The sequence below is a fragment of the Nitrospira sp. Nam74 genome, assembly GCF_965152615.1.
Genome location: NZ_OZ224220.1, coordinates 1,032,942 through 1,058,657 on the forward strand (window position 1 = coordinate 1,032,942; position 25,716 = coordinate 1,058,657).

Sequence of the window (25,716 nt, forward strand, 5' to 3'; positions counted from 1 at the left end):
ACTGTTTGACCTTCAGCTTTGGCCCTCAGTTGCGGAAGGCGACGGATATTGGCCGCCGGCCCCCTGTATACCTTCCCTAACGCTGTCGCTATCTGCTACCCGGCATACTTGCTCTTCTTCAGATCGGTTCTTCCTGGTTGAGGACAGCAGCGCAGTCGATTTTCGGTTTGGCTGGTGTATTCCTTCGGGGAAGAGCTGAGTGCCGACGAACACCTTCACATACTGTCAAAGAATTTTACACAAACTCATCGCTATATAAGGCATTGAGAATAAAGGTTAGTGGCACAAACTAAGGCCTGCGCGCATTATACAATAATCAAAATTTTACAAAATTGTGCTTAGTCAATTCTGGCAACTTCAAAGATTTCATTTATTTGTATATTCCCACTGAAAGGCACTGCTTTTGCAAAAGTATAATACTAGTTAATGGTACTTATTATGGATTGCAAAAGCAGTTCAGATGCCTCAGGTTCAATTCTAGATTATCTGCTGGGTAAAGCGTGCTCTTACCTCTTAGCGCCATTTCAGTCCCTAGACAGTTTCATTTTCGTTATCCTAGGCCCATTCAAAGCAGTATTGGATGTAAACTTTAAGACTGGTTGGCCCTATCTTATATCGGCTGTTATCCTGGCGTGGTGGGTCTTCATCTGCGGGAAAAGAAAAGGAGTCATTTCTTCGAACCAGTCATTCAAAGCTTTCCTTTTTCCACGAGAGATCTTTCAGCATCGCTCGGCGATACTCGATTATAAATTTGCCCTTGTGGATCTGACGATCAGTGGTCTTGTGTATATGCCCTTTATCGCTGGGCTGAGTATGCTCGTTTATAAAGCTCTCCTTCATGTCCTACCGTCGATGCCTATTCTATCTAAAAGTGTCGTCGTGACGTTCCTGGTGGGTGTGATTCTTGTCGACCTCGGGTCATTCCTCGGTCATTTAATGATGCATAAAGTACCAATGTTATGGAAGTTCCACGTAGTGCACCATTCCGCTGAGGTATTGACGCCGGCCACCTTTTACCGGGTACATCCGATTGAAACTTTAGTCAATGCTGTGGTGGGGTCGATTCTGAGTGCCGTGGTGGCTGCGGTATATGCCACGATGTCTCATGAAGACATGACGCTGCTTTCCATTGCCGGCGTGAACGCGGCTACGTTCCTATTTCTGTTAGGAGGTAGCGTTCTCCGCCATACACATATCTGGCTGTCATTCGGTTTTATGAATTGGATCATTGTTAGCCCTGCTCAACATCAAATTCATCATAGCCAGGACCCTAAACACTGGGATAAGAACTTTGGGTATATGCTCGCGATCTGGGATGGCATCCTCGGTTCGTTATATGTTCCGCGAAATCGCGAGAATATTCGCTATGGCATACCAGACCACGACCCCAAAGATCTATCATCGGTAACACAACTGTATTTCCAACCGTTCTACGCTGTATTAGGCCTTGGTCGAAAGCGACAAATAGAAGCCGAAACCATCTCAACACAGGACCTGCCCATTTCTTCCCTTCAGCACAATAGTCCGCCGAAAGCCCCTTCTATCGGAGTACGAGAGCCTACTCAGGCGCAGTGGAATGCATCAGTCCACGCCTTAGCTAGTAGTCCTAACAGGGATTCTTAACTTTGCAATCCCATAGCCGTGATATCCGCAGTCACACGCGATTGACCAGGCGGTCTTAAGACTGATTCTTTAGAGTCACTACTTCGAGTCCTGCTTCTAGGAAGCTTGCTTGTCACGAGCCAGCGAAGCCAGTGATAGCTCTAGTTCCTAGGCTGGATACTCATTTCCGTTTCCTTGAGGCATCATGTCAATAGTCCACCCCCCGCCGGTTGGCCAAGGGCCGGCGAAGACATTGTTCGTCCAAATATAGCCAGGCATAAGGGTGTTCAGGTCCGGTGCACCACTTAAAGTCATGGGATATTCTCTGGCTGCGAAGTGGTTATCCTGTAAGGCGAAGTGAATGAGTGGAAATAGTGCACCTTCATCCGAAATGCCGTAAGTAAAGGCTAGGGTGGTGCCCCGTATATTGGTCCCTGCATACGACGCAACGGTATTATGTTTTATCTGAAGGTCCGACGGCCCCATCCCGATTGTTGCAAAGTTTCCAGAAAGGTTGACTGAGTCGTAATCACCTCCTAACCCTGTGAAGACATTGTTCTCAATAAGAATGCGACCTCCTCGTTGTGTAGGGCCACCTTGATCCAGGGAAATCGTAGGTCCACCACCCGATATGGCAAATCCATTGGCCACGTTCAGAAATTGGTTATTTGTAATTGCAATGTCCGATACGGTCGTCCACGAGTCACTGCCTGTCGATCCTCCTCCTCTTGGAGTCAGCACCACCGCATGGCCAGATTGTCCGTCTGGCCAGACATTTTCAAACGTATTGGAGTCTATGACGACGCGCTGGGCGTTTTTCAGCTCAAGCAAATTTTTTGTCAGTACTCGGTTTGGCCCGGACGTGTAGGCGGAATCATCACGCCACTCCAATGGCTTATAAAAGTGATTGTGGCTTATCTCAATATCGGAAGGTGTGAGCCCGCTGATTATAGGTGTTGCGCCGCCTATCATGATGTTTTCACCGGATGCAGACAGTAAATTGTTAGAAATCAACCATGGACCGGCGCCATCCCAGCCTGCAATTGCTTTTGCTTCCCCATCATCGGAGACTAAGCCTTCGATTGTTGAACCAATAACCGCCTGATATTGACCTCCCAGTATCACTCCAAATTTAACGCCGTCCGATCCAGGCGCAGAGGGACCATGAACGTAAAGACGGTCCAGAACAATGTGATTGCTCTGGTCGGAGAGACTGCTTTCCATTCCATCAAGGTTGATAAATGCGCCATTTAATCTAGTGTCTGCGTTCCCTTGGTTCAAGAACTCAACGCCAATGATGCGATAATTATGAGCGCCTGGTTCAACTGACATTGCGTATGAGTTTTCATCTCCTCTCACGATTTTTGGCATCCATGCCGAATCGGCAGATGTGACTCTGGCGCCGGGTGCCGGTAGGGCAGAGTCGGGCATGTCGGGACGAATCACAATCCATCCTGTCCCTGTCTTATTGGGAAGCACAAATCCAAGTTCATGCGTTGTCGTGTACGAAACGCCTGGCTCCAGAAGAATAGTCGTCCCCAGGGAAACATTATCAAGCGCGGTTTGGAGATCGGTATAGTCGCCATGAGGACCGACCTTTACTGTCACGGACGTGGTTGGCATTGATGTATCAACTGATACCTGAGGCGGTAGCGGATTAATGGCGCCATTTGTTGGAGCTTGTATGCTCGGGGACGTTGATGTTCCACCATTCGCAGAAGGTAACGGGAGAACGGGGTTCACAGGGATTGGTTGTGTGGGCACTTGGGTAATTGGCTGCTGTGTCTGCAGCGCGAGGATTTCCGCATCCGTAAGGCGCGGTTGGCCCTGGTGAATGTCGGGGCTCGCAACGCTTTGTTGTGTTGGAACTTGAGTAATCGGCTGCTGGGTCTGCAGCGCGAGGATTTCCGCGACTGTAAGGGCCTGTTGACCCTGCTGCACCAAGGGAGGTTGTACGGTGGAAGAGGTCGCTGGTCCGCCATTATTGCCAGAAGGTAACGTAACCGGAGGGCTCACAACGGCTTGTTGTGCAGGCACTTGGCTAAGCGGTTGCTGCGTCTGTAGGGCGACTATTGCGGCATCCGTCAAGGTCTGTTGGGCCTGCTGGACCGTAGGCGGTAAGGCGGCCTGCGAGGCAGCTTGGCTTGCGTCATGAGAGGTCTGAGGAAAGGAGGATGCCTGCTTTGCAAGCACCTCGGAGACCGAGATAGTTTGTTGACCGGCAGCAGGTGCCGCCTGGACATTAAAAAGCACGGCCTGCTGGGGGACGGCTTGGCCGACTGATGCCACTTGAAGCGCACCGGCAAGATCGGCAGACAATAAGACGCGCGACTCCAGCAGTTCAAGGGCGTAGGCCGTCGCCGTCTTTTTCCGCCTGGACGTTTGGCCCTTCTTGCTGAATAAGCCACTCTTGGCACTGTGCTTCTTATGCTTGATCAAGTTGCCCTCCTAAGCGTTCTCTTTGTAATTGTCTATTTTCTGCTTTATCAGTGGCGGCACCGGTCCATACTATCTACAGGAGAGAACCGGTATTTTGGTAATCACGGACTGACATAATACCTAGCTATTTAGGCTTAGACAGCGAATGAACGAAAAGTGGAAACTATGTACTTTATCTAGACCCAAAAGAAAATTGATATGTTGGCGTTTATTTCTCCAACTTTTATCAAATCCAACTGAACGTTTTACTTTGAAGACGTATGCCTGTAAGGCACTTTTAACTTTGGGGATCTCGATGCTCGTACAATAAGACTTATGTCCAAGTAAAATCGGGAGATACTGGAATCCCAGTGTCGGGATATTTTACAAAAGTCACTGGTTAGGCATATTCCGCTAACCTGCCGCATTAGTTGTTATTTCTTGCTCTCACTCCTCCTAAGTTAAAACCTATGTAAATGTTTTTTACGAATTCTGATTGTATTTTAGATTTAAGGCTGCGATTCCCTTTCTACTCCTACGCCTCGGTCCAACGCCAATCTATTTAAATTTAGATACTTATACGGCTATATCGCTCTTACATTATGAGTCCGTCTGATGGCATGGGTCTTGAAATCCTTTAGTACCGTCTGACGGTAGAAAATAGGGCCTATTACACTTAGGGAGGTAGATGATGAAAAGTGCAAGTTCGAAAGTAGGGATGTGGGTCGCAGCGGCGGTCCTATCCCTCGGGCTGTCGTCACAGGCGTTTGCGTCGCCTATTCTTAGTACGGGCAATGTTCGCCCAGTGCCTGTGAATGTCATTGCGAGTGAGCCGAGCCTGCAAAGCCTTCTGGATGCCATGTTTCCAGGAGCAGGCTTAAACGCTGTTACGAGCCAAGAGAGCACTGGAATGTGGACGGCTGTTACCCCGATTTTCCCGGCCATCGCCCCGACCTTGGTATTTGAATATACGGCGAATTCTACTGTTCAAACGTTCGGCATTTGGTCCGGAACTGATACCACGGCGATTACAACTGTGGATATTTTTAATGGATCCGCCGTGCCAGGAGCCAGCGCTTCGGTCTCCTGGGCAGTGCCTGGAACCGGAGCATTGACCATTGTTGGTGGTGTGGGCGTCAATTCCGGTACGTTTAGCGGCATCGATCCTTTCGCATTTGGTTTCTATCTGAAGCCGAATGGTTCGCCGACGCCGACCTACTTCACGCTGGATCAGCTGAATGGTGGTACGGCCCGCGCCCTGGCATTCAAGCCGGCCGGTGGCGATACCTGGGCCCTTGCGTTTGAAGATGGTACGGATAATGACTTCAATGACATGGTAGTTCGTGTTGAGTCCATCAAGCCGGTTCCTGAGCCCGCCTCAGTTCTGCTCCTCGGTTCAGGCTTAGCCGGACTCGGTCTCTGGGGTATGAAGCGCCGGAAGAACGCGTAATTCAATCATTCTTTCCAGTTTCGTGAGTTAACCGGCCCGGGCTACAACCCGAGCCGGTTTTTTTTGGGGCCTCTGCACTGGTTTGTAACCCAACGTAAAACTGTCGGACGTTTTTACACTTTCACCGCCTGTAGGACGTTTCTCCTAATCACTCGATTTATAAGCGTTTTCATTCATGTTGGAAGAGTGGCGAGACGAATGCTGTTAAATCACTTTACAACCCTCATTGGATCAGGTCCTAATGGCACTACTGTATTGTTATTAACCTCAGCAACTTATGTAGGTGCAGTCGTAGGCACAGCTCTTGTATTACCTATCTGCAAGACGATTGACGCTTACAAAGACGGCGTTAGTTTACGTTCATTAACAAAAGGGGGGAAGTCGATGAAAAGACAACTCAAATCGCTCCTATCGCTCGGAGCAGCTCTCGTTGTCGGGAGTTTCATTCAGGTTGCGCAGGTGCACGCATTGACGTTTGACCTCAATTGCGTCCTGTCGTCCAGTGGCTGTGCGCCCAGTGTGTCCTACGGGACAATCACGCTCACCGATAACGGAAGTAGTGTGAATGTCACCGTGGATCTGGTTGGGGCAGGAACCCATAAAGTCCTAGAGTTTGGCCTGAATATCGATCCATCGCTGAATAACACCGGATGGTCCATTACCGGCACCACCATTACGGCCAATGAAGACGCCATCCAAGCGGACGGCTATACCGCTGGAAAGTTTGATTTGAACATTCCGTCCAATGGCAATCTTGGGTTTGAGCCCTTCAGCGGAACCATCAGCAAGACAAGCACGAACTTGGATCCTGCCACGTTTGATTTCAACGACACGAATAACCTCGTGCGCGGGTTTGTCCACATCGGCAACATTTCGTGCGGGACAAGTGGTTGCACGCCCGGAGTGGGCGGTGGCGATTCTCTCTGGGTGGGAGCTCGCCCGACCTCGACCGTTCCAGAGCCAGCCTCTTTGATCCTCCTGGGCTCGGGATTGGCTGGAATTAGCCTGTACCGCATGAAGCGCCGAAAGTCCGTATAAGACACCTCCTAGTAGTTTCACAAAGGGCCAGTCCGATTTCCATCGGACTGGCCCTTCGCTTTAACTAAAGCACCGTAAGTATGCTACATTCTCCACACGCACCAAATCTGGATATAAAAGCCGCTTAACAAAAAATGACTATTCTTCAGACTATTTTCCCACAGCGAAGTTGAGACCAGGTGGCTGCTCGAATCCTTCCATTTGCCGTCTATCTCTCCTTCCTGGCCGTCGCTCAAATCGTCTCATGGGTCAGCGGTTCTAACGAGAGCCAAAGCGATTGGGCGAGTCACGTCGATGTGTGGCTCTATCCCATCAAAACTGCCGCTGTCTTAGCGCTATTGATCTATTTTTGGCCGCAGTATCGAGAGCTCAAGGACAAGGCTATCAATGGCCCTGCGGACGCTTTTCTTACAGTGACCGTCGGTTTGCTGGTGTATTTGGCTTGGGTGCGAATGGACTGGTCATGGGCCATGCAAGGGGATGGAACAGCGGCAGGATATGATCCATTTCGCGCCGGTACTGGGATTGGGATTGTCCTGGCCGGCATTCGAATCTTTGGCGCCTCAGTGGTGGTTCCGATTATGGAAGAGCTCTTCTGGCGCTCGTTCTTGATACGTTATTTGATCTCTTCGAAATTCGATTCCATTGCACTAGGCACGTTTACTCTCTTCTCCTTCGCCGCGACGGTCGTCTTGTTCGGCTTAGAGCATGATCTGTGGCTGGCCGGAATGATGGCAGGGGTCGCCTATACGGGGCTGCTGTACTACACCAAACGACTCTGGCCCTGCATCCTTGCTCATGCCGTGACCAATTTCGCCCTTGGTATCCATGTGTTTGTGACAGGCGAATGGCGGTGGTGGTGATGTACCTAGTATCCTCACTGTCTGGGCTGTCGGGAGTTTTTACACTTAACGATCAAGAGATATAAGGTACTTAAGTAATTGATTTAATTCTAGTGCCTGGCGCATCGCGCCTTCAAAAAACTTAATAATCCGACGAACTGTAAAAGTTATTTACGTTTTCTCCCTTTAGCATCCGAACCCCCAAGACCTAACCGCTCTGCCTTTCTATCTTAACACGCCGTAAACATTGGTAGTTTTATCTGCGGCTTTACGGTCTTCGAATGTAAAGAACTTAGCACGCAATATGCTAACCACCTACGTAGTAATTAGGTTCTAACCGTTTTGGCATTTCGAACGAAAGGATGGGCAGTATGGGTAATAGGACAGCAAAGCAAGGGTGGATCGTTCGCGCAACGGCAGCCCTATTCTCGCTAACGGCGGGATTCGCCATGTCGGCCCCAAGCGTGGTCTTGGCCGATTCGGTCTCACCGTCTTCCTACGAGAACACTTTAGGCGTGGGCGAAAGCGTCACCATCGACAAGACGGTGACCATAGCTGCCGGCCGTCCCACGACATCGCTTGTCGATGTCTTTTTCTTGGCGGACACGACAGGCAGCATGGGCGGGGCCATTGCCTCCGTTATTAGTAGCGCGTCAACTATTCTTTCTACCACTGCCTCGCTCGGTAATGTTCAGTTTGGTGTAGGCGAGTACAAGGACGTCGGAGATGCGTTTGTCTACCGAACGAACCAAGCACTCACGAGCAATCAGGCCCTAGTCACGGCTGGGATCAATGCATGGTCGGCCAGTGGTGGTGGAGATCTTCCTGAAGCCAATTTGTATGGTTTACAGCAGGTGGCAACGACGACTGCATGGCGTCCTGGCTCAGCGCGCATTCTGGTGTGGTTTGGCGATGCGACGGGTCATGATCCGAGCCTCGGAGTCACCGAGGCGGCCGCGACGGCGGCTCTCGTGGGCCAGAACATCAAGGTCGAGGCCATCAACGTGGGTGACCTCGATGGCACCGGCCAGGCGACGCGCATTACCACTGCAACCGGCGGACAGCTGTTCAATGGTGTCGCGAGCAGTGCCGTCGCGACTGCCATTCAAAATGCTATCACGACGGCTTTTTCGACCTATAGCTCTGTCTGTCTCTCACCAAGCGGCAATTTGCCTGGTGTAGGAGTTTCGACGAGCGGATGCATCACCGGTTCCTTCGATCGGTCGATTGAACGTACGTTCAATTTCACGGCAACGTTCACCGGACTGACGCCCGGAGATCATTCCTTCGTGATCAATGCCACCGTTAATGGTGGCACGGTCGCCACGGAAAATGACCTCATTCATGTCGGCGGTGCGGCTGTACCGGAGCCGGCTTCCTTACTCCTCTTGGGCACGGGCCTTGTCGGTCTGAGCGCTTGGCGGTTTCGTCGACGGGCGTAATCGCTTCTAACGCCGACCGCTGGTAGAAAGAAGGCAGGTAGTTGGACATCCAGCTACCTGCCTTTTTCTTGCCGATCACACACTACTCGGGCATACTTAATAGGCGAAATTACTATCCCCCTCAGTCAATATTAAGGTGTGCCTACACAAAGGAGCTCAGCATGCTCAGCCTTGTCCCGGTGATCGTCCTTGCTTTTCTTTTTGTGTCCAATGCGTGGGCTGTCTCCACTCAAAGCGAGCCCGATACCGGCCACATTCTTGATTTACGAGATCTTCCCGCCTTTTCTCCTGAACGAGAACGAGTGTTGCTTGACGCCCTTGATCTCGTGAATGCGGCCAAGTACAAGCCGGCCATCGAGATGGCTCAGACCTTTCTGCAGTCCAATCCGAAGTCAGCGCCGGCTCTTGAGTTGCTCGGTGCCGCTCAGATCCTCGATACGCAGGTCGAGCAGGGACTGAAGAACCTCAAGGAAGCCGTGGCCATCAATCCCCGGCAAAGCACTGCTGTCACGAAGATCGGCGACGTGTATCTCGCGCAAGGTGACTCCACCAAAGCGAAAGAACAATTTCTGAAGGCCGTCGAACTTTCGCCCGACAACAGTCGCGCTCACCAGAGACTGGGCGTCCTGTTGGAACAAGAGGGGAAGGTCAGTGCTGCGATCGATCATTATGAAAAGGGATTAGTCGGTACACCGATCGGCTATACGGGTATCAAGGTGAATCTTGCAGGCCTGTACAACCAAGTGCACCGTCCTGATAAAGCCATTGTCCTGTTGGAGACGCTCATCACGGAAGACAATAAGAATGCAACCGGCCATCTGGTTCTTGGGAACGCCTATCTCGCCGTCAAAAAAACAGAGAAAGCGTTGCATGAATATCACCTCGTTGCGAAGCTGGAGCCGCAAACAGAGCGAGCGCCACTGGCACTGGGGGTGGCTTATAGAGCGCACGGCGATTTTGCGGCTTCACTGAAAGAGCTGGAGAAGGTTGTGAAGCTCAAGCCATCCTGGTCAACCGGCTTATTCCAGATGGGGGAAACGTTTTTCGCCATGGGACAGTATGAGAAGGCACTGGAATCATACCGGCAGGCGCAGCAGTTCAGCGCTACTCCCGTTTTAATTAACAAAAGAATTGGAACCGTGTACCTCAAGCAGGAGAAGTATCCGGAAGCCATTGCCGCCTATAAGAAGGTGGTCGAGGCTAATAATCCCAGCATGGACAGCTACGATCTGCTGGCCACGGCGTATCAAGTGAGTCAGCAAAACGAGTTAGCCGAAAAAACCTATCGTTCGATGGTGGACGCATTCTCCCGGGAGCCGTATCCGCTCTATCGACTGGGCACGTTTTACGGATCGATTAGGAAATATGATCAGGCAATTACCGAATTGAAGAAAGCCGAAGCGCTCTCGCCGAACGATCCGCCGGTTCTGAAGGCGCTGAGCATTGCCTACAGCCGAAAAGGCGAGCACGACCAGGCGATTACCTTCGCGCGGAAGATCGTCAAACTACATGGAGACAGTGTTCCGGATAAATTTTATCTCGCTGCCTTGATGCAGGATGCGGGGCGTGCGACAGAAGCTATCGCATTGTACCAGGAGATTCTGGCGCAAGACCCGAAGCATGCTCTCGCGATGAATAATGTAGCTGCCTTGCGACTGGAACACGGCGACCGCAACCAGGCATTGGACTTCGCTCAAAAAGCAGCCTCCCTGTCCCCGGAGAATCCCGCGATTTTGGATACGTTGGGGTGGGTCTTATTTAAAGATGCAAAACATGCGGAGGCACTCACGGCTCTTCAGAAATCCGTCGCGCTTGTCCCGAAGAATCCTGTCTCACGCTATCATCTTGCTGCCGTGCAGCATGCGCTGGGAAACAAGCAGGAGGCGAAGAAGGAACTTGAGCAGGCGTTGGCGCTCTCGACCGGTTTTAAGGAGGCAGGGGAAGCAAAACGCCTGCTGGCAAGCCTCAATGGGAGCTCTTCAGCCAAGCATCCCTGACTGTCAGGCGGGGATGGAGCCTAACGCTTCTGTTTTCGGCTTTGCTGATTCAGTTGCTCGATAAATGCATGGGCTTCCGTTAATGCCGCGTCTCGTCGACGTTTCAGGTCCTCCCTCGCCTTGACTGGGTCGTTGAACGGTAGCGCGAACGAAGCAATCGTAGGGTTACCTTGCGGGCGTACATGCCTGAGCACGGTGTCCTCTTCAGTGAGGAATCCACGTCCCCGCCAGGGGTTATATAGCGGATCTCCGAACAGCACCATGCGCCAACTGACGTAGCGAGTCGTTAAGGCGTATGCTTCCGCCAACGTGTATCGTCCGGTTAACAGCAGAGCAACAAACTCGTTCGGAAGCGGGAATGCATCGACGTATGGCTCACCGGTCGGCCCGAGTGTGACCGTAATGCCTCGCTCGAGCGCGTTCTTGCACCACCCCGGTTCCTTCGGATCATGAATGCTGACGGCTTCGCCCGACGCGATATGGTATCCGATCGCGCCAGGATTGAATGTGAAGGCATCTTCATAGGACCGAAGTTTGTACCATCCGGCGTAGATGGCTACATCAGGGGCCTCTCCGCGCCGGCTGAAGCGCCGTTCGGTGTCTTCGAGCACGACTGGATAGGGCGTCCGCGTCCGTAAAAGATCAGCCAGATCACGCAGCCCCTGGTCGTAATACCCATAGCCTACTGTTCCATCTGGTTGTATGCCCCGCGAGTCGACGTATGCGTTTCCAGTCAAGCCTTGTTGTTCGGTCTCGATGGTCTTATCAACCAAACCCATCGCCAGTTGTGGCGTCGGCGCATCAAGCCGGCTTACCAGGATGATCGGCAACGTGAAGGATGATGGATTGGCAAGCGATGGACTTCCATGAAACAGGGGGTTCCCCATTCTTTCCGCGACACGATACTGGTCTCGATCCCACCATAATAAGGTCAGTTCGCTATCGACGCTGGCATCGCCATTCTTGTAGCTATAGGTCTCAATCTCTGCAGTCGACAGACGAAGGATCCCTTCGAAGCCAAATACGCGTTCAGTCAGTTGGTAGGCTTTTTTTCGATTTGTGTCCGAAGGGATCTCGGTGAGGACGCGGACCACGTTTTGTGCCGAGACGATGTCCTGGCGGAGCTTTGACAGATTGGCTTTCGCCTGTTGGTCGGCCGGCTCTACCTGTAAGCGATGGACCAGCGATGCAGTTCCGCCAGCCTGGACCATGATGCGAGCGATTTCCTGATTCCACCTCGCTATTGTGTCGCGTGACTCCTTGGCTTCGGCTTGCTTCACGCGTGTGATGGCATCACCGATGGCTCGGTTCACATGGTCCAGAAGGCTTTGATCGCTTTCTATTGTCTTCAAGTCCGGTTCAGAAGGGGTGCCTTCCGTAGAATGAGCCGGCGCGACGCGTTTAGCCCATCCAGGAATTTGCGCGAGATACCCTCGTGCGAAACGCTGCCGCTCCGTGGCTTCCTGAACCCAACGCTGCTCAGACTCATTCGGTTGCGGCGCGTCAACACGTAAGGGCATTCCGTACGTGGTGACCAATGCACGGATTGTCGTGGTGAGTCCTTTGGACTGCAGCGCCTCTCGGACAGGCGCCACCAGCCGTTCTTCATAGTCTTTTCGGCTGATCGTGTCTTGAGGGGGGAGATCGAGCTGAAGAAGGTGTGTCGAAGGAACGCCGCGGCGGGTCGCGTAATATCGGGCGACAGCCAGGCTGTCTGGACTGTTCCGATTTGCCAGGATGGCAACGTGGGTAGCGGTCAGCTCACCAAATGCCGAGCTGACCGCCGTACTGACCCAGACACAAACAAGGAGACTCAGCGAAAGATGCTTCGAACGCGTCACAACTCCTTCAGCGTCTTTTTGGCATCCTCGGCGCCGGGAAAGGTTTCGCTCAACTTCAGCGACGTCTGAAGGCTTTTCTTCGCACCGGCCAGATCGCCGTTTTTCTGCTGTGCAAGCCCGTAGTGGTAGTGAATGATGGGATTATTGGGCGCCTTTTCGACCGCCTCTCTCAGCAGTGAGCTGGCCTTCAAATACGCGTTCTTCTTGTAGTAAATCCAGCCGAGCGTATCGGCCACACTAGGATCGTTCGGCTGTTGCTCACGAGCCGTTTGCGCATAGGTCAGCGCCTGATCGAGATTCGTTCCCTCTTCCCCGAGGATGTAGGCGAGATTATTTGCCGCCGGCCCGAACTTTGGATTTAATTTGAGGACTTCTTCGTATTTGGCCTTGGCTTTGTCTACTTCTTTGTTGCGCTCATGGATCATGCCTAAGATCATGTGGGCGCCCACGAGCTTCGGGTTTTTTTCCAGCGCCGCCTCATATTCTTTCACCGCTTGGTCTTGCTTGCCCGTCGCGAGATAGAGTTCGCCCAGATTGGTATAGGAGAGAGGAAGATCGGGCGTAATCTCAATCGCCTTCTTATAGGCAGCTTCCGCTTGGGCGGTGTCCTTTGTCTGCAACCAGATTTTCCCAAGCAGATTATAGAAGAGTGGATTCTTGGGAGAAGCTTCGATCTGCTTCAACACGCGTTCTCTCGCCTCTTTCGGCTTGCCTTGAGCAAGCCTGATCGTCGCAATCTGATCCAGTGGTTCGATCGCATGTGGATTGATGGCCAAGGATTCTTCAAAATGCGCAAGAGCGCCCGCGTCATTTTTCTCGCTGCGTTCAATCAGGCCCAAGCGGTACCGACTGACTTGCTCTTTTGGCAATGCTTTCGCAATGGCCTCAAAGGTTTGCTTCGCCTTCGCGATCTCGTTCTTCCGGAGGTAGGCATCACCTAAAATCGTCGCAGCCGCGAGATCCCGTCCGTTCAAACGAAGCGCTGCTTGAGCCTGTTCAATGGCAAGATCCGGAGACCCTTCCGCCAAATGAATGGTGGCCAAGGCGGTGCGCGCTTCCCGCATATTAGGCGCTAACTTCACGGCTTCCGTCAATTCGCGTCGAGCTTGCGGGATGTCATTTTTCTGACCGTAGGCCAACCCGAGGATATGGTGTGCGCCGGCGTGTTGCGGCTCATCTTTGATGACGCCTTGCAGAATCTCAATCGTTTCATCGGCCTTGCCGCGGGCGAGACGCAGCCTGGCATCCAAGTAGCGCGCAGACAGATCTTTCCTATTCTTTTCATAAATGGCTTGTATGCCTTTGTCCGCCTCATCCAGCTTGCCCATGTCCAGATGCAGATCGATCAATTTATCGCGGGCGATGCTTGACGACGGGTTCAATTGAGCCGCCTGCTGAAAGCTCGCGAGGGCCTTATCCCGTTGGCCTATTTGCTTGTAAAATTCTCCCAAAATCAGTTGAGGCGTTTCATCCTTTGGCTTGACGGCGGCCAATTTCTGATACGTGGATTCCGCTTCCGCCCATTTATTAGCCAGTTGATAATAGCCGGCTAGTTTGAGGTAGAGGGCGTCCTTGTCAGGAGCGATTTCAAGGGCGCGCTTGTACTGTGCTTCCGCCTCATCCGGCTTGCCGCTGATCAGTCTAAAGTCTCCCATCGCGACAATGGCCTCGACGGACTTTGGATCCGCTGCTAAAGCTTGCTCGAGAGCATGTTCCGCTTCCGAGACGTTCTTCATCTGGAGATAGGCCTGCGCCAGCGTCAGGTACGTCGGGATGTGCTTGGGGTCTAACTCGATGGCTTTCTTCAGTTCGGCGATGCCTTTTTCAAATTCTTTTTCGCTGATAAGGCTTTGCCCGTGCAGAATTAACCCCTGCGTGTTTTGCGGTGTCGACGCCAGCACCACTTCGGCATGTTCCCGTGCTTTCGCCGGCTGCTGGCTGACGAGATACATTTCGCCAAGCTTGAGCTGCGCATCCTGGTTGGATTGATCCAGTTCCACCGTCTTGCTTAATTCACCAAAGGCGGCTTGGAGGTTGGGAAGACCGCCGACCTTGAGATAGGTCAAGGCGAGACGATAGTGACCATCCGCATCTTTGGGATCGATTTGAACGACATTCTTTAATTCGATCAGCGCTTCCTGGTATTGTCCCTTCTCGTAATACGCCAGACCGCGCTCCCGGTGCTTGGCCTTTTTGGCTTCCGGTGAAAATCGATCGCAGCTCACAAACGGGACCGCAGCGATGGAGACGAGCAACACCGCCGCGATTAGAGAGCGAACGCGCATGGGAACCTCCTACTGAAAAGTATCACGGGGGCCTGTCCCACTCTTAAGCTTGGCCTGAAGCAGGCACTCCGTCAGCATGCTAAGTGTGGCAACACATAATTATCTGGTATAATCCGTACCCGGTCAACAATATTCAATCCTTCGAAAAGGTTGTGGCATGCTACGAAAGTCGAGGAGGAAGCCTTCAGCAATAAGCCTCAGCTATCAGTCTTGGAGAATCGTACCGCTCTTGAGATCACTGCTAATAGAGCTAATGACTGAGAATCTTACTTCCGTTTGTTTATCCTAGGATTTCTTCAATATGGCACAGATCGCGACACAATTGCAGGGTGAACTGCGTGCTGAGGCGGGTCGACGGCGGACGTTCGCCATTATCAGCCATCCCGATGCCGGCAAAACGACGCTTACTGAGAAACTGCTCTTATACTCCGGCATGATTCGGACGGCCGGTATGGTGAGGGGACGTAAGGGCGGAAAGGTTGCGGCGTCCGATTGGATGGAGATGGAGCAGGAGCGAGGCATTTCCATTACGGCCTCGGCGATGCAGTTTTACTACAAGCATGCCGTCATTAATGTCCTGGATACCCCCGGCCACCAGGACTTTTCAGAAGATACCTATCGCACGCTGACGGCGGCAGACAGCGCCATCATGGTCATTGATGCCGCCAAAGGTGTCGAGGCGCAAACCCGTAAGCTGTTCCAAGTCTGTCGGTTACGGAATATTCCTGTGCTGACGCTGGTCAATAAGATGGATATGCCGGGGCGACCACCCCTCGAACTGATGACGGAAGTGGAGGACGTGCTGGGCATCCAGGCGAGCGCGATCAATTGGCCTGTCGGCTCGGGCAGCGACTTTGCCGGCGTGGTCGAGCGCGCCACTCGGCAGATGCTGCTCTTCTCCAAGACCGGTGTCGGGGGATCGACGAAAGCTCAGATGGTCCAGGTGCCGTTCGACGGAGCTGAAGCGGCCTCCCTGGTTCCTGAAGAGATACGGCATCAGGTCGAGCATGATTTGGAATTATTGGACGTGGCCGGGAATCCCTTCTCACGCGAGCGTTTTTTGCGGGGCGAGGTCACGCCGGTCTTCTTTGCGTCGGCTTTGACGAACTTCGGCATCGAAAACTTCTTCGACGCCTTCGTGGAACTAGCCCCGTCTGCTCAGGTCCGTCTCGCGGATGGGCCGGACGGCACAGAGTTGGCCATCGATCCGATCGAGACGCCCTTTAGCGCCTATGTGTTTAAGCTGCAAGCCAACATGAATCCTCGGCATCGGGACAGCACGGCCTTCCTGAGAGTCTGCTCCGGTCGGTTTGAGCGCGATATGGTAGTCAGGCATCATCGATCGGGGTCAGATGTGCGGCTGTCGCGTCCTCATAGCCTTGTCGCCCAAGAGCGCAACACCGTCGATGTGGCCTACCCTGGAGATATCATCGGCATCATCAATCCCGGCACGTTCGCCATCGGCGATACGATTTCATTGACCGATGGCTTCAACTATAAGCCGCTTCCACAGTTTCAGCCTGAAATGTTTGCCCGCATTCATCCGACCGATGTCGGGAAACGCAAGGCCTTCGATAAGGGTATGATGCAGATGGCGCAAGAAGGCACGATGCAGATTCTGCGGAGCCTGAGCGAATTGGATTCCTTCGTGGCGGCCGTCGGTCGATTGCAGTTTGACGTGTTGCAGTATCGTCTGCGTCAAGAGTATCGGGTTGAGACGGTGCTGACCCCGCTCCCGTTTGAGTGTAGCGCCTGGTTGATCGGCGATCCGGCGACCTTCAGGCTGCCCATGGACGCGCTGATTGTGAAAGATCGTCTCGATCGCCCCGTCGTGCTCTTTCCTACTCAACGGTCGAAGACGTTTGCCCTGGAGCGTAACCCTGACCATCGCCTGCAGGATATGGGGTGACGTATCCGTCTTCGCTTGTTCGCTGAGCCTCCATCGCTTGTCAGCGCCTACAGCTTCTCCTTTCAAACCGTCACACAAAATTTTGGGCGAGTGCCACGGCCCTTTGCAACGCTAATGGTGTCCCTGCCATGCGGGTTTTCGTAAGCTCAGCGGACGCCGTTTCTCACTCACCTCCGGCGAGCGCCATAAAAAGGGGAGAAAATGGCTCGGTTGAATGACGAGGCTCTCGACGTTCTCTTTCGAGAAGCACGCACTCGGCCTTCGTTCGGATAAATACGATCACGGCCACATCGGGTAGCTTTGGGAGGGTAGATCTTGGCGTTACGGGTGCAGCACTTGTGCGACAATTGCCGTTCGAGTGGTGCATTTTGTTTTGTCCATGATGTGTCTGATATGAGCCTTGACGGTCGGTTCGGTGATCTTCAGTTCCGCTGCAATTTCCTTGTTGGTCCACCCCTTGGCTAACCGCTCGACCACGCTATGCTCTCGTTCAGTGAGTTGAAACCGTTCCTTCGCGTGATGCGTCGACGTGACCCTTCTAGCGATGGTTTCCATCATGATGAGCACGCGGGCGCAATCTCCGTCCTGTCCGGGTAACCCAAATCCTCGCAGCAAGACCGGTTGTTCAGGGCCTCCCGCCATGCGTCTGATCTGGACCTGTTCCCATTCTTTGATAGGTGAGCCGATCCCGTGAAGATGCTGCATCTCCCGGCATATCTCCATAACTTCCGCGGGCAGCAAGCCGCCGGAGGGATACGTAGACGTCGCTTCATTGATCAGCCGAAGAAGATCCCAGCTCCGCCGATTGATGTATTGAAGTTGACCACCCGTGGTTAAAATCATCACGCCAGGCCCCTCACGGAGACAGGCCAATCCGGTCAGCTCGGAGCTATATTCCTGTTGCCGCACCATGCTGCACCTCCCATGAGTGTCTTCTCCACGTCGTTTCACGTGAGCAGACAGAGCAAGTTATCTGCCGGATCACTTAGGAGTTCCTATGTATACAAAAAGATTTGGTGTAATGCTGTAAGATTGACATCACCATGCGTGTCATCAACATAGGTAGACAATAGATCCCGCTTCCCGTCAATTGCGGGCGGATGGGTTGAAAGTGTCACGGCGTGGACAAGACCGGAAAGATAGCATCAAGTGCTGTGACAAGCCGACATATCTATTTGGATACATCAGAGAGGAATGGATACCGATGCGCCGGAGAACCGATTCAGGATGCATGGAAGCAAAAGCTCGGTGGTTGGGCTCCTGCTTGCTGAGGATCCTTATGCCTGAAGTTTCGACGACGTACTGGACGAGGAAAGGGCACGGCGACTGTGCCCGATCTTGCCCGCCATCTTGATCGGGATGTCGAGTACATCGAGCGAGCCGGGATGAGACGGAGCATTCACGTCATTCTCTACCGGCAGGTGAGTCGGTTTCAAGAAAATGCCCTCATGGCGAACGTCCAGCTCCGTCCAGGGGAGACGAACCAGCTCATTGGTCTGGGCCAACATGACGTCCGCGTAGGATAGTTCGCGCGTGTTCGAATCGATGATCAATTTTCGAATGCTGCCAAATTCCTCGCCACCCGCTTTCTTCACGATCCAGTTATCTGTATTCATCGGATTTCCTTTCGTCCTTAAGCACACTTACCAAGGGCGGGACCTTGTTCTGTCTATCATACTGGGTTCGACCCTAGCAGTTCACTCTATCCGCCACCATTCACCGGAAGGAGCGGTCAGACACCCGAAAGTCGTAGGCCCAAGGCTGCATGAATTTATAGGAGGAACACGTGGTATAGCTCGGGCGGGAAGTAGTGTCTTGGATGCTCAGCAAAAATCCCATCTAGGATCGCAACTTGTTCGCAGCGAAGACACCCAACACGAGGAATGTGATGCAGATAGCCAAGAAAATGAAGAAGAGTACCTTTGCTATCTCTGCAGCACCTTCCGCGATACCGCCGAAGCCAAAGAGCGCGGCGATAATCGATATGACAAAGAAAATGGCAGCCCAGCGAAGCATGAGTTGACTCTACAAGCGGCCGCGCTCATCGGCTATCGGCCTGACATGAGGCGCCGTGTCGTCATAATGCACGACGCGACGATAGGACTTTACAGGACAAAGATTTGATACTTGTTAGCCGAACACGGTGATTGTTCGTACAGCGTCCTCCGATAGGTTTTGTATGGCGCCTCATTTATGATGATCCAATGAGGACGTTTGGAGGTGTCTATGTGATTGCCTGCCTGCTCGGCTTGATGGGTTGCTCATCGCACAGACCCATTCTCTATCCCAATGCGCATCTTCAGTCCGTCGGCGAAGAGACGTCTAAGCAGGATATCGCGGACTGTCGCGAGATTGCGAAAGAGGCAGGCGCTTCAACCGGATCGGGCAAAGGCGGCACAGTGGCAGGTCACACGGCGATGGGAGCAGGGACCGGTGCGGCAAGCGGTGCGGTCGGTGGAGCGATCGTGGGATCGGCAGGGACTGGTGCCGCGATAGGAGCCGCAAGCGGAGCGGTCTTCGGTTTCCTTGGCGGCCTCTTCAGCCCATCCCAGCCGGATGCCGCCTATGTGAATATTGTGAACCGATGTCTGGGTGAACGGGGTTATGAAGTCGCCGGCTGGAAATAGTCCCATATCGCTCGTCAGTGTTCTCTTCGAGGTCGCGAGAGCGAATTGCGCAAGAGATTCCACGATGAGACTATTGTGACTGGTCAGCGTGGCGCCGTTGAAGACAGCCCTCGATGTTCCTTCAGCCAGCAACGGTCCATGACGACGAGCAGTCCCGCCTCATGCGCCCGTTTCGCCCCTGCCTCGTCGATGACTCCTTCCTGAAGCCAGATCGCTTGCGCACCCATTTGAATGGCCTGATCTATGATCGCGCCTGCTTGATCGGAACGCCGAAAGACGCTGACCAAGTCGACTTTTCTGGGGAAGTTTGACAAGCTGTCATACGCGCGCTCCCCAAGCACGGTCCGCTCATTGGGATTGATTGGAATAATAATATAACCGTGCTGTTGCATGTAGGCAGCCACCCGGTGTGCCGGCCGGGACGAATTCCCGGATAGGCCGACGATGGCTATTGTGCGACATGAATCGAGGATGCATTGGATCATGTGAGGACGGCGAAATCCATGGATGTCCCCTCCAGACTCTCGTCACCCTCTACTTAGATGATGGCTTCGGGACATCGAGTTCAATGAGAGTTGCGCTTAGCTTGTCGCCACAAATCTCCAGCTTCGCAACCGACACGGGAAGCCTAAACCGTCTGGGACCGGCACTGCCTGGATTAATGAATAGGATGCCCTCACGTTCCTCAATTCGGGGCCGATGGGAATGACCGGTTACGACGACTCGAACCGGTTGCCTAGGAGTGGCGATCTTCAGTTCGGCGATATCGTGCAGCACATGGATGCAAATCCCTGCAATGGTCACCTCCGTCGCGAGTGGAATGGCCGCGGCCCATTCGGCCGTATCATTGTTTCCGCGAACCGCATAGACAGGTGCGATCTGTTGAAGCGTATCGAGAACCGATGCACTGCCGATATCGCCCGCATGCACGATAGCCGAGGAGCCCTGCAATGCGGCCAGCGCTTCCGGGCGGATGAGCCCGTGCGTGTCGGAAATGAGTCCGAGCGTCGAAGACATGGGCACACACAAGACGGTTATACGTTCTGCCATGAATGTCGCGTGCCATGTAGTTTAGCAGGCGATGCCCGGCCGCTCAATCAGCTCTAGGCCACAAGGGGGGAGAAGAACATGCGTTCACTCGTCACGACTCTCATTGTCTGCCTCCTACTGGTACTCTCGGCATGTGCAGGGCTACCAAGGGAGAGCCAAACCGGTCGAACCGCCGTCGTGCGCATCAGCAATGGCCAGGTAACGCCGCGGGATATTACGGTACAGTCAGGAGATGCCGTACAGTTGCTTAATGTCCGAGACAAACCCGTTTGGATCTACTTTAGCCGGGATCGGCCAAAGGAACTCTCCTGTCAGCGGGGATTTTCTTTTTTTTGGGGCGTCGAAGAGGTGGCGAAAGTCGCACCAGGGTCGTCCGCGAGTGTCTGTTTCTCAGCCCCTGGTGAATATGGCTACTGGGTGCAATCGCAGCCGTCTGTGCAAGGCGGGGCGAGGTTGGGAGAATTAGATATGCCCGCTTCGTTGCCCGGGGCCATCATTGTCGAGGGCATTCATGCGGCGCCACATGACCGTTGATATCGGGGTTAGAATCCCGCCTGACCGCTTCCTTGTCGCTCACTCCACTTACCCGGTTGCATGACGGCGCTCAATGCCGCGGCGGCACACAAAATCGCGAAAAATGCCAGCGTAAGCAATAACAGGGACCAGGCTTTGATCTCTGTGTGCATCACAAACCTCCCCGTATGAGTTATGCGCAATCAATAGAGGCTGCCCATCCAGAGGCTGACCATCGACGGCAAGGCGACACACAATGTCATAGATACTCTACCGCGAATTGCCGAAGATGCAAGGCTGAGGAAAGGCACTCATAGCGTCAGCCTTCAACTGACAAAAAATATCGGCACCACCGATGGGAAGTCAGCTTACCTCTTCCGTACGCTTAATTAGATAGTACGGAGGTGACCGATGAAGGCAAACACGTATTGTAGGTCTTTTATTTCAGCTGCTGCACTGACGAGTCTGCTATCCGGGTGTGGGGCGATACAGCCTCTTGTCACACAACCGACGCTTGATGTGACGAAGGCGCCCTTTCAAGCCACCACGGATCTCAGTGAAGCGCCCTTCAGGGCGTCGAGCGAACTCACCGACGGGACTTCCCAAGCGGTGACCGATCTCACGGAGCCAACCAAAAATTTTACGTCCAGTACCTCCCCCAGCTCATGGTTTGCAGCTGATGGGACGCTTAAGGCCGAATACAAGGTGATGGCCTTTACCGTACTGAACTATGACAACGTGAAAGAGAACATTGCGCGCGGGGAGGGGGAATACCTTGCCTCGCTTGCCTCGCTGGCTCACGTGCCTCAGGAGGAGCAGGCACGATTTTTCACCTTTGCCCAAGCTCTGTACCCGAGCGTCTATGGAGACGGAATCGAACCGGTAGAGTCGGTGAACCGGTTAATTTCAGAACTGCCAAAGAAACCCTAGGAACGGGCGGCAGGAGGAGCCGATACCCTCATTTATGGCCGAGGCTCTATAGCGGGCATCGAACATTCACCGCTTCAGGCACACTGTCTGACAATTCAGTGTGCCGGCAGAATAGCCACTGCACTAATCACGGGGGCACTTCTCTCGTCCCGCGTTCTGCCAGGGGGGAAGAGCACCCGTATGCGACGGCGCGAGAGCTTACTCGCGTTTCCTAAATTGCGGGGGGAGATTTTGGGGCGGTGGCGAGGATGGCGCGGCCGCGGGATTGCCAAACAGCAAAGGATAGTAAGGACCATAGAAGGGGTATCCATACCCGTACCCATATCCATACCCTCCTCCAAAGAAGGGCGCGTAGGCACCATAGTAGCCGCCGTAGCCGCCGTAATACGGATATCCACTTCCGCCAGCGTACTGTGGCATGCTTTTGTTCCAATCAATCAGCCGCGTGATCTCGATGACTGGATAGGTGTATTCGCTTTCGTCCAGCGGTCGCGCGACACTGCCTTTGACTTCACCAACAACGGTTACCGGTGTGCCCGGCTCAATCGTCGCAGGATCGAGAAACTTACCTTCAACGGCCAAAAAACGACCTTCTGAACGGGTCCGATCACCGGAGGGCAAGCCTCCAGGCGCAGCGGGAAGTTGAAGCACTTCAATCTCAGTCCGGTCCTTGGCGCGCTTGGCTTTGAGCACAATGCCGCTCAACATGATTGTTCGCCCTACATAGGAAGATGGGGCAGCCTCGAGATCGCTAAAGCGCACCGTCGAATCGATCTGTTGCCGAACATCTGGGGGTAGGACCTGATCCAAAAGGTCTCGTCCTGTCTGGTGCGCCGACTGGGCGCATGCAGAAACGATCAAGAGTTGAATGAGTCCGATGAAGAGGCGTGCATGAACCATGTTCACATCTTAAAAGTGGTATGACACACCGACGAGGAGCTGCTGGGCTCGATAATCACCCATAAAGCCACCCGCCGTCCCAAAGCCGCTGAATGCTTGATCGAACCGGAGTGTGGCTTGCGTCACCTTGTACTCGGTAAATATCGCGACATACGGCGTGACGAAAGCGCGAATCCCTGCCAGCAAATTCAGTCCTCCCGTGACGTCGGAATCGCTTTGCGTCGTCGGCGAGTTACTGATATGTGCCATGATCGCAGCGGCCCCGACTCCGGCATAGGGTTGAAAGGTCACGCCCGGATATCGTGCAATAAAATTGACCCCTGCCGAGGTCACCCGCATGTGGATGCCGGGGATGTTATCGAGGTTCTTGATGTGCGGAGTTGTGTGAAAGGCGTCCAATTCAACGCCGAACCATCCATTCCCAGGAAAATACCCGAGCTTGCCGCCGTACGTGAATGAGTTACTCAAATCAAAGTCAGGGGCACTGGAACCGGCAAATCCATTTGTTCCTTTCACATCAGTGAGGCGATCCGCAAAGTTCACCCCAAACTGTCCGGCGACATACCATTCCCCCGATGCGTCATGGACAAGGCACGCACTTACTAGACATACGGCGACGCATAGGAGGCCGATAGCCCTGAGCATCCCTCGTGTCATCGTTCACTCTACCGTGCAAGCAGCGAGGATCGTGTCAGTCGATACGGAGATCGAGCGCGCCATTTCCCTGACGCGAGGCCGTATGCCTTCTTTCGCAGTGCAGGTACCGAGACTGGTTACGCCGGAACGAATTTCAGCGCCACCCCGTTGATGCAATAGCGCAACCCGGTTGGCGGGGGGCCGTCGTCGAAAATGTGGCCTTGATGTCCGCCGCATCGGGCGCAATGCACTTCCGTTCTGGTCATGAAGAACTTCCGATCCGTTTTCGTCTCAACCGCGGCCTCCTCGATCGGCTTCCAAAAGCTGGGCCAGCCGGTTCCGCTCTCGAATTTGTGCTCGGATGAAAACAGCGGAAGCTCGCATCCTGCGCATTGATAGACGCCTGGGTCATGATTTTCGTGATAATGGCTGGTAAAGGCCCGCTCCGTTCCTTCCTGCCGAAGCACATAGTATTGATCCTTGGTGAGGACCTTTTTCCATTCATCATCCGTCTTGGTCACTTTCACGATGCGTCCCTCCTTTGCTACGACCGGCCAGAGCTCCATGTAGCCGGCGAAGAGGCCCATGCCTACTCCCAGACTGATTTTGAGAAGCGTCCTTCGATCCATGGCCGGGCCTCCTTTCTGAAGGCAATGATGTTCCGGATTACATCCCAACATGGTTCTGGATCGTCTTCGACAACATCCGATCTACGGACAGCGAGGCGGATCCGATGTATTTTATGATGAAGTGAGCCAGTGGTGCCAGGTGGATCGGCAACCGTGGTTCGTGACTAGGATGAACGGTGCAAGGCGGTTGAGCGTGGGCGTTCGCCGATGACGGTAAGCATGCGCCCACAATATACGGAATATTATGATGTGCTTTGAGATAGTGTGGCGACTGTATGACGGAGGGCCGAACACGGTGTATGCCAGTAAAAAAGCCGGCGTTCTCCCCTAGGTCGTATGTTGCGCCCGTCCCACCGGACCGTCATAGCGTCGTGAACTCTTGTATAGTTCGAAGCGTCCATCGGCCGCATACTGGGCAACACGGCCCCTGAGCGTGTCCATTTCGGCGGCGGTCATGGGGACGAACCGCTGGGCAATGGCGAGATTCTGGCGAAGGACCTCCAGCGAGTCGATCCCGCTTACGACCGCCGCGATGGGGAGACTCAAGGCGTAACGGAGGCACTCCTCCGCCGTGACGATGCCTTGTTTGATCGCCTCTCCATTTCCACCCATTGTCTTCATACCAAGCGGAGCGATGTCTAGTCGATGTAGTGCCGGCAACACGTCCCGCTCAAAACTTTGGAAGGTTGCGTCGAAGCAATTCAGTGGAAGCTGACACGTATCGAAGGGAAACTTATGGCTCAGCATCTTGAGATGGATCGCCGGATCTTTGTGCCCCGTGAAGCCGATGAACCGAACCTTCCCTTGGTGCTTGGCTTCCAAGAGTGCCTCTGCTGCGCCACCAGGCGCAAAATGGCGATCGGGATCGTCCTCGTAAATGACTTCGTGGATCTGCCAGAGGTCGAGGTAGTCGGTCCGTAACCGCCGAAGCGACTGTTCCAGTTGTTGCATCGCCACCCGCTTGTCCCGGCCGTGTGTGCAGACTTTGGTCATGAGGAAGGCCTTGTGGCGTCGGCCTTCAAGTGCACGTCCCATCCGTTCTTCACTCCGCCCGTCGTGATATTCCCAGGCATTGTCCATGAAGGTCAGGCCGGCGTCGATCGCTTCGTGCACGATGCGGATGGCGTCTCGCTCGCTGCCGGCTTTGCTCAAGTGGGCGCCGCCGAGGGCCAAGATCGAGACTTCGACTCCCGTGGTTCCTAAGGGACGCCGTGATATCTGGTCGCTTACTTGCGGAGTTGAAAGCCCTTCCTGAACCGTATCCGCTGCCTGGAGAAGCTGGAACGGGACCTGCAGTGCCATGGCGGACCCGGCGAGGCCTATTGCTTTGAGAAGATCCCGTCTGTTGACGGAATTGGAGCTGGTAAGCGGACTCCGATGGCCTGACCTGTGCTTCATGGCGTCTCCTTGCCACCAATCAATTTGCACATTTGAGCAACACAGTTGATCCTCGCTCAGGGAGGCAGGCTTGGCCAGCCTCCCTCTTGGACTGTTCCTGTCGGTGAAGGGCCGACAGAATTCGTGAGCCCATACGCCATTTCTCGCATTGCAATAGTCGGGCGGCTCGTTGTTATCTGGCCTAATATTGTTGAAATCGCCAGGCATAG

General features: G+C 53.7%; 23 protein-coding genes and 1 pseudogene. 10 read left to right on the forward strand and 14 right to left on the reverse strand.

Going from position 1 to position 25,716, the window contains the following annotated elements; translation table 11 throughout:
* The first annotated feature begins 438 nt into the window (after window positions 1–438).
* Window positions 439–1,623 carry a sterol desaturase family protein gene (locus ACWHYZ_RS05015; RefSeq protein WP_447986191.1) on the forward strand — a complete coding sequence of 395 codons (1,185 nt, stop codon included), beginning with the start codon at window positions 439–441 and terminating at the stop codon, window positions 1,621–1,623.
* A gap of 147 nt (window positions 1,624–1,770) precedes the next feature.
* Here ACWHYZ_RS05015 and ACWHYZ_RS05020 read toward each other — a convergent pair whose 3' ends face one another.
* Together ACWHYZ_RS05020 and ACWHYZ_RS05025 are read right to left on the reverse strand one after the other, a co-directional pair.
* Window positions 1,771–3,855 (reverse strand): hypothetical protein, encoded by a 2,085-nt coding sequence (locus ACWHYZ_RS05020; RefSeq protein ID WP_447987650.1) that lies wholly within the window; start codon window positions 3,853–3,855, stop codon window positions 1,771–1,773.
* Between the two features lie 39 nt (window positions 3,856–3,894).
* Window positions 3,895–4,041: pseudogene (locus ACWHYZ_RS05025) on the reverse strand (LEPR-XLL domain-containing protein); the annotation flags it as partial.
* 667 nt (window positions 4,042–4,708) lie between these two features.
* Here ACWHYZ_RS05025 and ACWHYZ_RS05030 point away from each other — a divergent pair.
* The 5 genes from ACWHYZ_RS05030 to ACWHYZ_RS05050 all read left to right on the forward strand — a co-directional run bounded on the left by ACWHYZ_RS05030 (window position 4,709) and on the right by ACWHYZ_RS05050 (window position 10,789).
* Entirely contained in the window at window positions 4,709–5,470 is a 762-nt protein-coding gene (locus ACWHYZ_RS05030; protein WP_447986192.1) for a DUF4114 domain-containing protein, read from the forward strand.
* Between the two features lie 384 nt (window positions 5,471–5,854).
* Window positions 5,855–6,508, forward strand: coding sequence for a PEP-CTERM sorting domain-containing protein (locus ACWHYZ_RS05035; RefSeq protein ID WP_447986193.1), 654 nt, complete (start codon window positions 5,855–5,857; stop codon window positions 6,506–6,508).
* 179 nt (window positions 6,509–6,687) lie between these two features.
* Window positions 6,688–7,371, forward strand: coding sequence for a CAAX prenyl protease-related protein (locus ACWHYZ_RS05040; protein ID WP_447986194.1), 684 nt, complete (start codon window positions 6,688–6,690; stop codon window positions 7,369–7,371).
* A 350-nt stretch (window positions 7,372–7,721) separates the two neighbouring features.
* A complete protein-coding gene (locus tag ACWHYZ_RS05045; protein WP_447986195.1) occupies window positions 7,722–8,792 on the forward strand; it encodes a vWA domain-containing protein in 1,071 nt (356 codons plus the stop codon).
* Between the two features lie 161 nt (window positions 8,793–8,953).
* On the forward strand, window positions 8,954–10,789 hold the full coding sequence (locus ACWHYZ_RS05050; RefSeq protein ID WP_447986196.1) for a tetratricopeptide repeat protein: 1,836 nt from the start codon (window positions 8,954–8,956) through the stop codon (window positions 10,787–10,789).
* A 20-nt stretch (window positions 10,790–10,809) separates the two neighbouring features.
* Here ACWHYZ_RS05050 and ACWHYZ_RS05055 read toward each other — a convergent pair whose 3' ends face one another.
* Window positions 10,810–12,630: a TIGR03790 family protein gene (locus ACWHYZ_RS05055; protein WP_447986197.1), complete on the reverse strand. Its 1,821-nt coding sequence runs from the start codon at window positions 12,628–12,630 to the stop codon at window positions 10,810–10,812.
* Window positions 12,627–14,915: a tetratricopeptide repeat protein gene (locus ACWHYZ_RS05060; RefSeq protein ID WP_447986198.1), complete on the reverse strand. Its 2,289-nt coding sequence runs from the start codon at window positions 14,913–14,915 to the stop codon at window positions 12,627–12,629. Before ACWHYZ_RS05060 ends, ACWHYZ_RS05055 begins: the two co-directional genes overlap by 4 nt.
* A 301-nt stretch (window positions 14,916–15,216) precedes the next feature.
* Here ACWHYZ_RS05060 and ACWHYZ_RS05065 point away from each other — a divergent pair, with 301 nt between their 5' ends.
* Window positions 15,217–16,824, forward strand: a complete 1,608-nt coding sequence (locus ACWHYZ_RS05065) for a peptide chain release factor 3 (protein WP_447986199.1) — start codon at window positions 15,217–15,219, stop codon at window positions 16,822–16,824.
* 321 nt (window positions 16,825–17,145) lie between these two features.
* Here the strand turns inward: ACWHYZ_RS05065 and ACWHYZ_RS05070 are convergent, their stop codons facing one another.
* The 3 genes from ACWHYZ_RS05070 to ACWHYZ_RS05080 all read right to left on the reverse strand — a co-directional run bounded on the left by ACWHYZ_RS05070 (window position 17,146) and on the right by ACWHYZ_RS05080 (window position 18,840).
* Window positions 17,146–17,736 carry a response regulator transcription factor gene (locus ACWHYZ_RS05070; RefSeq protein WP_447986200.1) on the reverse strand — a complete coding sequence of 197 codons (591 nt, stop codon included), beginning with the start codon at window positions 17,734–17,736 and terminating at the stop codon, window positions 17,146–17,148.
* 365 nt (window positions 17,737–18,101) lie between these two features.
* Window positions 18,102–18,440, reverse strand: coding sequence for a hypothetical protein (locus tag ACWHYZ_RS05075; RefSeq protein ID WP_447986201.1), 339 nt, complete (start codon window positions 18,438–18,440; stop codon window positions 18,102–18,104).
* Window positions 18,441–18,663: 223 nt separating this feature from the next.
* Window positions 18,664–18,840 carry a DUF1328 domain-containing protein gene (locus ACWHYZ_RS05080; protein WP_447986202.1) on the reverse strand — a complete coding sequence of 59 codons (177 nt, stop codon included), beginning with the start codon at window positions 18,838–18,840 and terminating at the stop codon, window positions 18,664–18,666.
* A 188-nt stretch (window positions 18,841–19,028) separates the two neighbouring features.
* Between ACWHYZ_RS05080 and ACWHYZ_RS05085 the strand changes: the two genes are divergently transcribed.
* Window positions 19,029–19,451 (forward strand): glycine zipper family protein, encoded by a 423-nt coding sequence (locus ACWHYZ_RS05085; protein ID WP_447986203.1) that lies wholly within the window; start codon window positions 19,029–19,031, stop codon window positions 19,449–19,451.
* A gap of 83 nt (window positions 19,452–19,534) precedes the next feature.
* Here the strand turns inward: ACWHYZ_RS05085 and ACWHYZ_RS05090 are convergent, their stop codons facing one another.
* On the reverse strand, window positions 19,535–19,936 hold the full coding sequence (locus ACWHYZ_RS05090) for a CoA-binding protein (RefSeq protein ID WP_447986204.1): 402 nt from the start codon (window positions 19,934–19,936) through the stop codon (window positions 19,535–19,537).
* A gap of 49 nt (window positions 19,937–19,985) precedes the next feature.
* A complete protein-coding gene (locus tag ACWHYZ_RS05095) occupies window positions 19,986–20,501 on the reverse strand; it encodes a metallophosphoesterase family protein (protein WP_447986205.1) in 516 nt (171 codons plus the stop codon).
* A 78-nt stretch (window positions 20,502–20,579) separates the two neighbouring features.
* Here ACWHYZ_RS05095 and ACWHYZ_RS05100 point away from each other — a divergent pair, with 78 nt between their 5' ends.
* Complete coding sequence (locus ACWHYZ_RS05100; protein ID WP_447986206.1) at window positions 20,580–21,035, forward strand: hypothetical protein; 456 nt, start codon at window positions 20,580–20,582, stop codon at window positions 21,033–21,035.
* An 8-nt stretch (window positions 21,036–21,043) separates the two neighbouring features.
* Here the strand turns inward: ACWHYZ_RS05100 and ACWHYZ_RS05105 are convergent, their stop codons facing one another.
* Window positions 21,044–21,187, reverse strand: a complete 144-nt coding sequence (locus ACWHYZ_RS05105) for a hypothetical protein (RefSeq protein ID WP_447986207.1) — start codon at window positions 21,185–21,187, stop codon at window positions 21,044–21,046.
* A 238-nt stretch (window positions 21,188–21,425) separates the two neighbouring features.
* Here ACWHYZ_RS05105 and ACWHYZ_RS05110 point away from each other — a divergent pair, with 238 nt between their 5' ends.
* On the forward strand, window positions 21,426–21,944 hold the full coding sequence (locus ACWHYZ_RS05110) for a DUF3015 family protein (RefSeq protein WP_447986208.1): 519 nt from the start codon (window positions 21,426–21,428) through the stop codon (window positions 21,942–21,944).
* 198 nt (window positions 21,945–22,142) lie between these two features.
* On the opposite strand, the gene ACWHYZ_RS05115 is transcribed toward ACWHYZ_RS05110, so the two are convergent.
* From ACWHYZ_RS05115 to ACWHYZ_RS05130, 4 genes are all read right to left on the reverse strand, one after another.
* A complete protein-coding gene (locus ACWHYZ_RS05115; protein WP_447986209.1) occupies window positions 22,143–22,844 on the reverse strand; it encodes a Slp family lipoprotein in 702 nt (233 codons plus the stop codon).
* A gap of 9 nt (window positions 22,845–22,853) precedes the next feature.
* Window positions 22,854–23,501 carry an outer membrane beta-barrel protein gene (locus tag ACWHYZ_RS05120; protein WP_447986210.1) on the reverse strand — a complete coding sequence of 216 codons (648 nt, stop codon included), beginning with the start codon at window positions 23,499–23,501 and terminating at the stop codon, window positions 22,854–22,856.
* A 116-nt stretch (window positions 23,502–23,617) separates the two neighbouring features.
* A complete protein-coding gene (gene msrB / locus ACWHYZ_RS05125) occupies window positions 23,618–24,109 on the reverse strand; it encodes a peptide-methionine (R)-S-oxide reductase MsrB (protein ID WP_447986211.1) in 492 nt (163 codons plus the stop codon).
* Window positions 24,110–24,436: 327 nt separating this feature from the next.
* Window positions 24,437–25,507 (reverse strand): aldo/keto reductase, encoded by a 1,071-nt coding sequence (locus ACWHYZ_RS05130; RefSeq protein WP_447986212.1) that lies wholly within the window; start codon window positions 25,505–25,507, stop codon window positions 24,437–24,439.
* Between the last annotated feature and the right edge of the window lie 209 nt (window positions 25,508–25,716).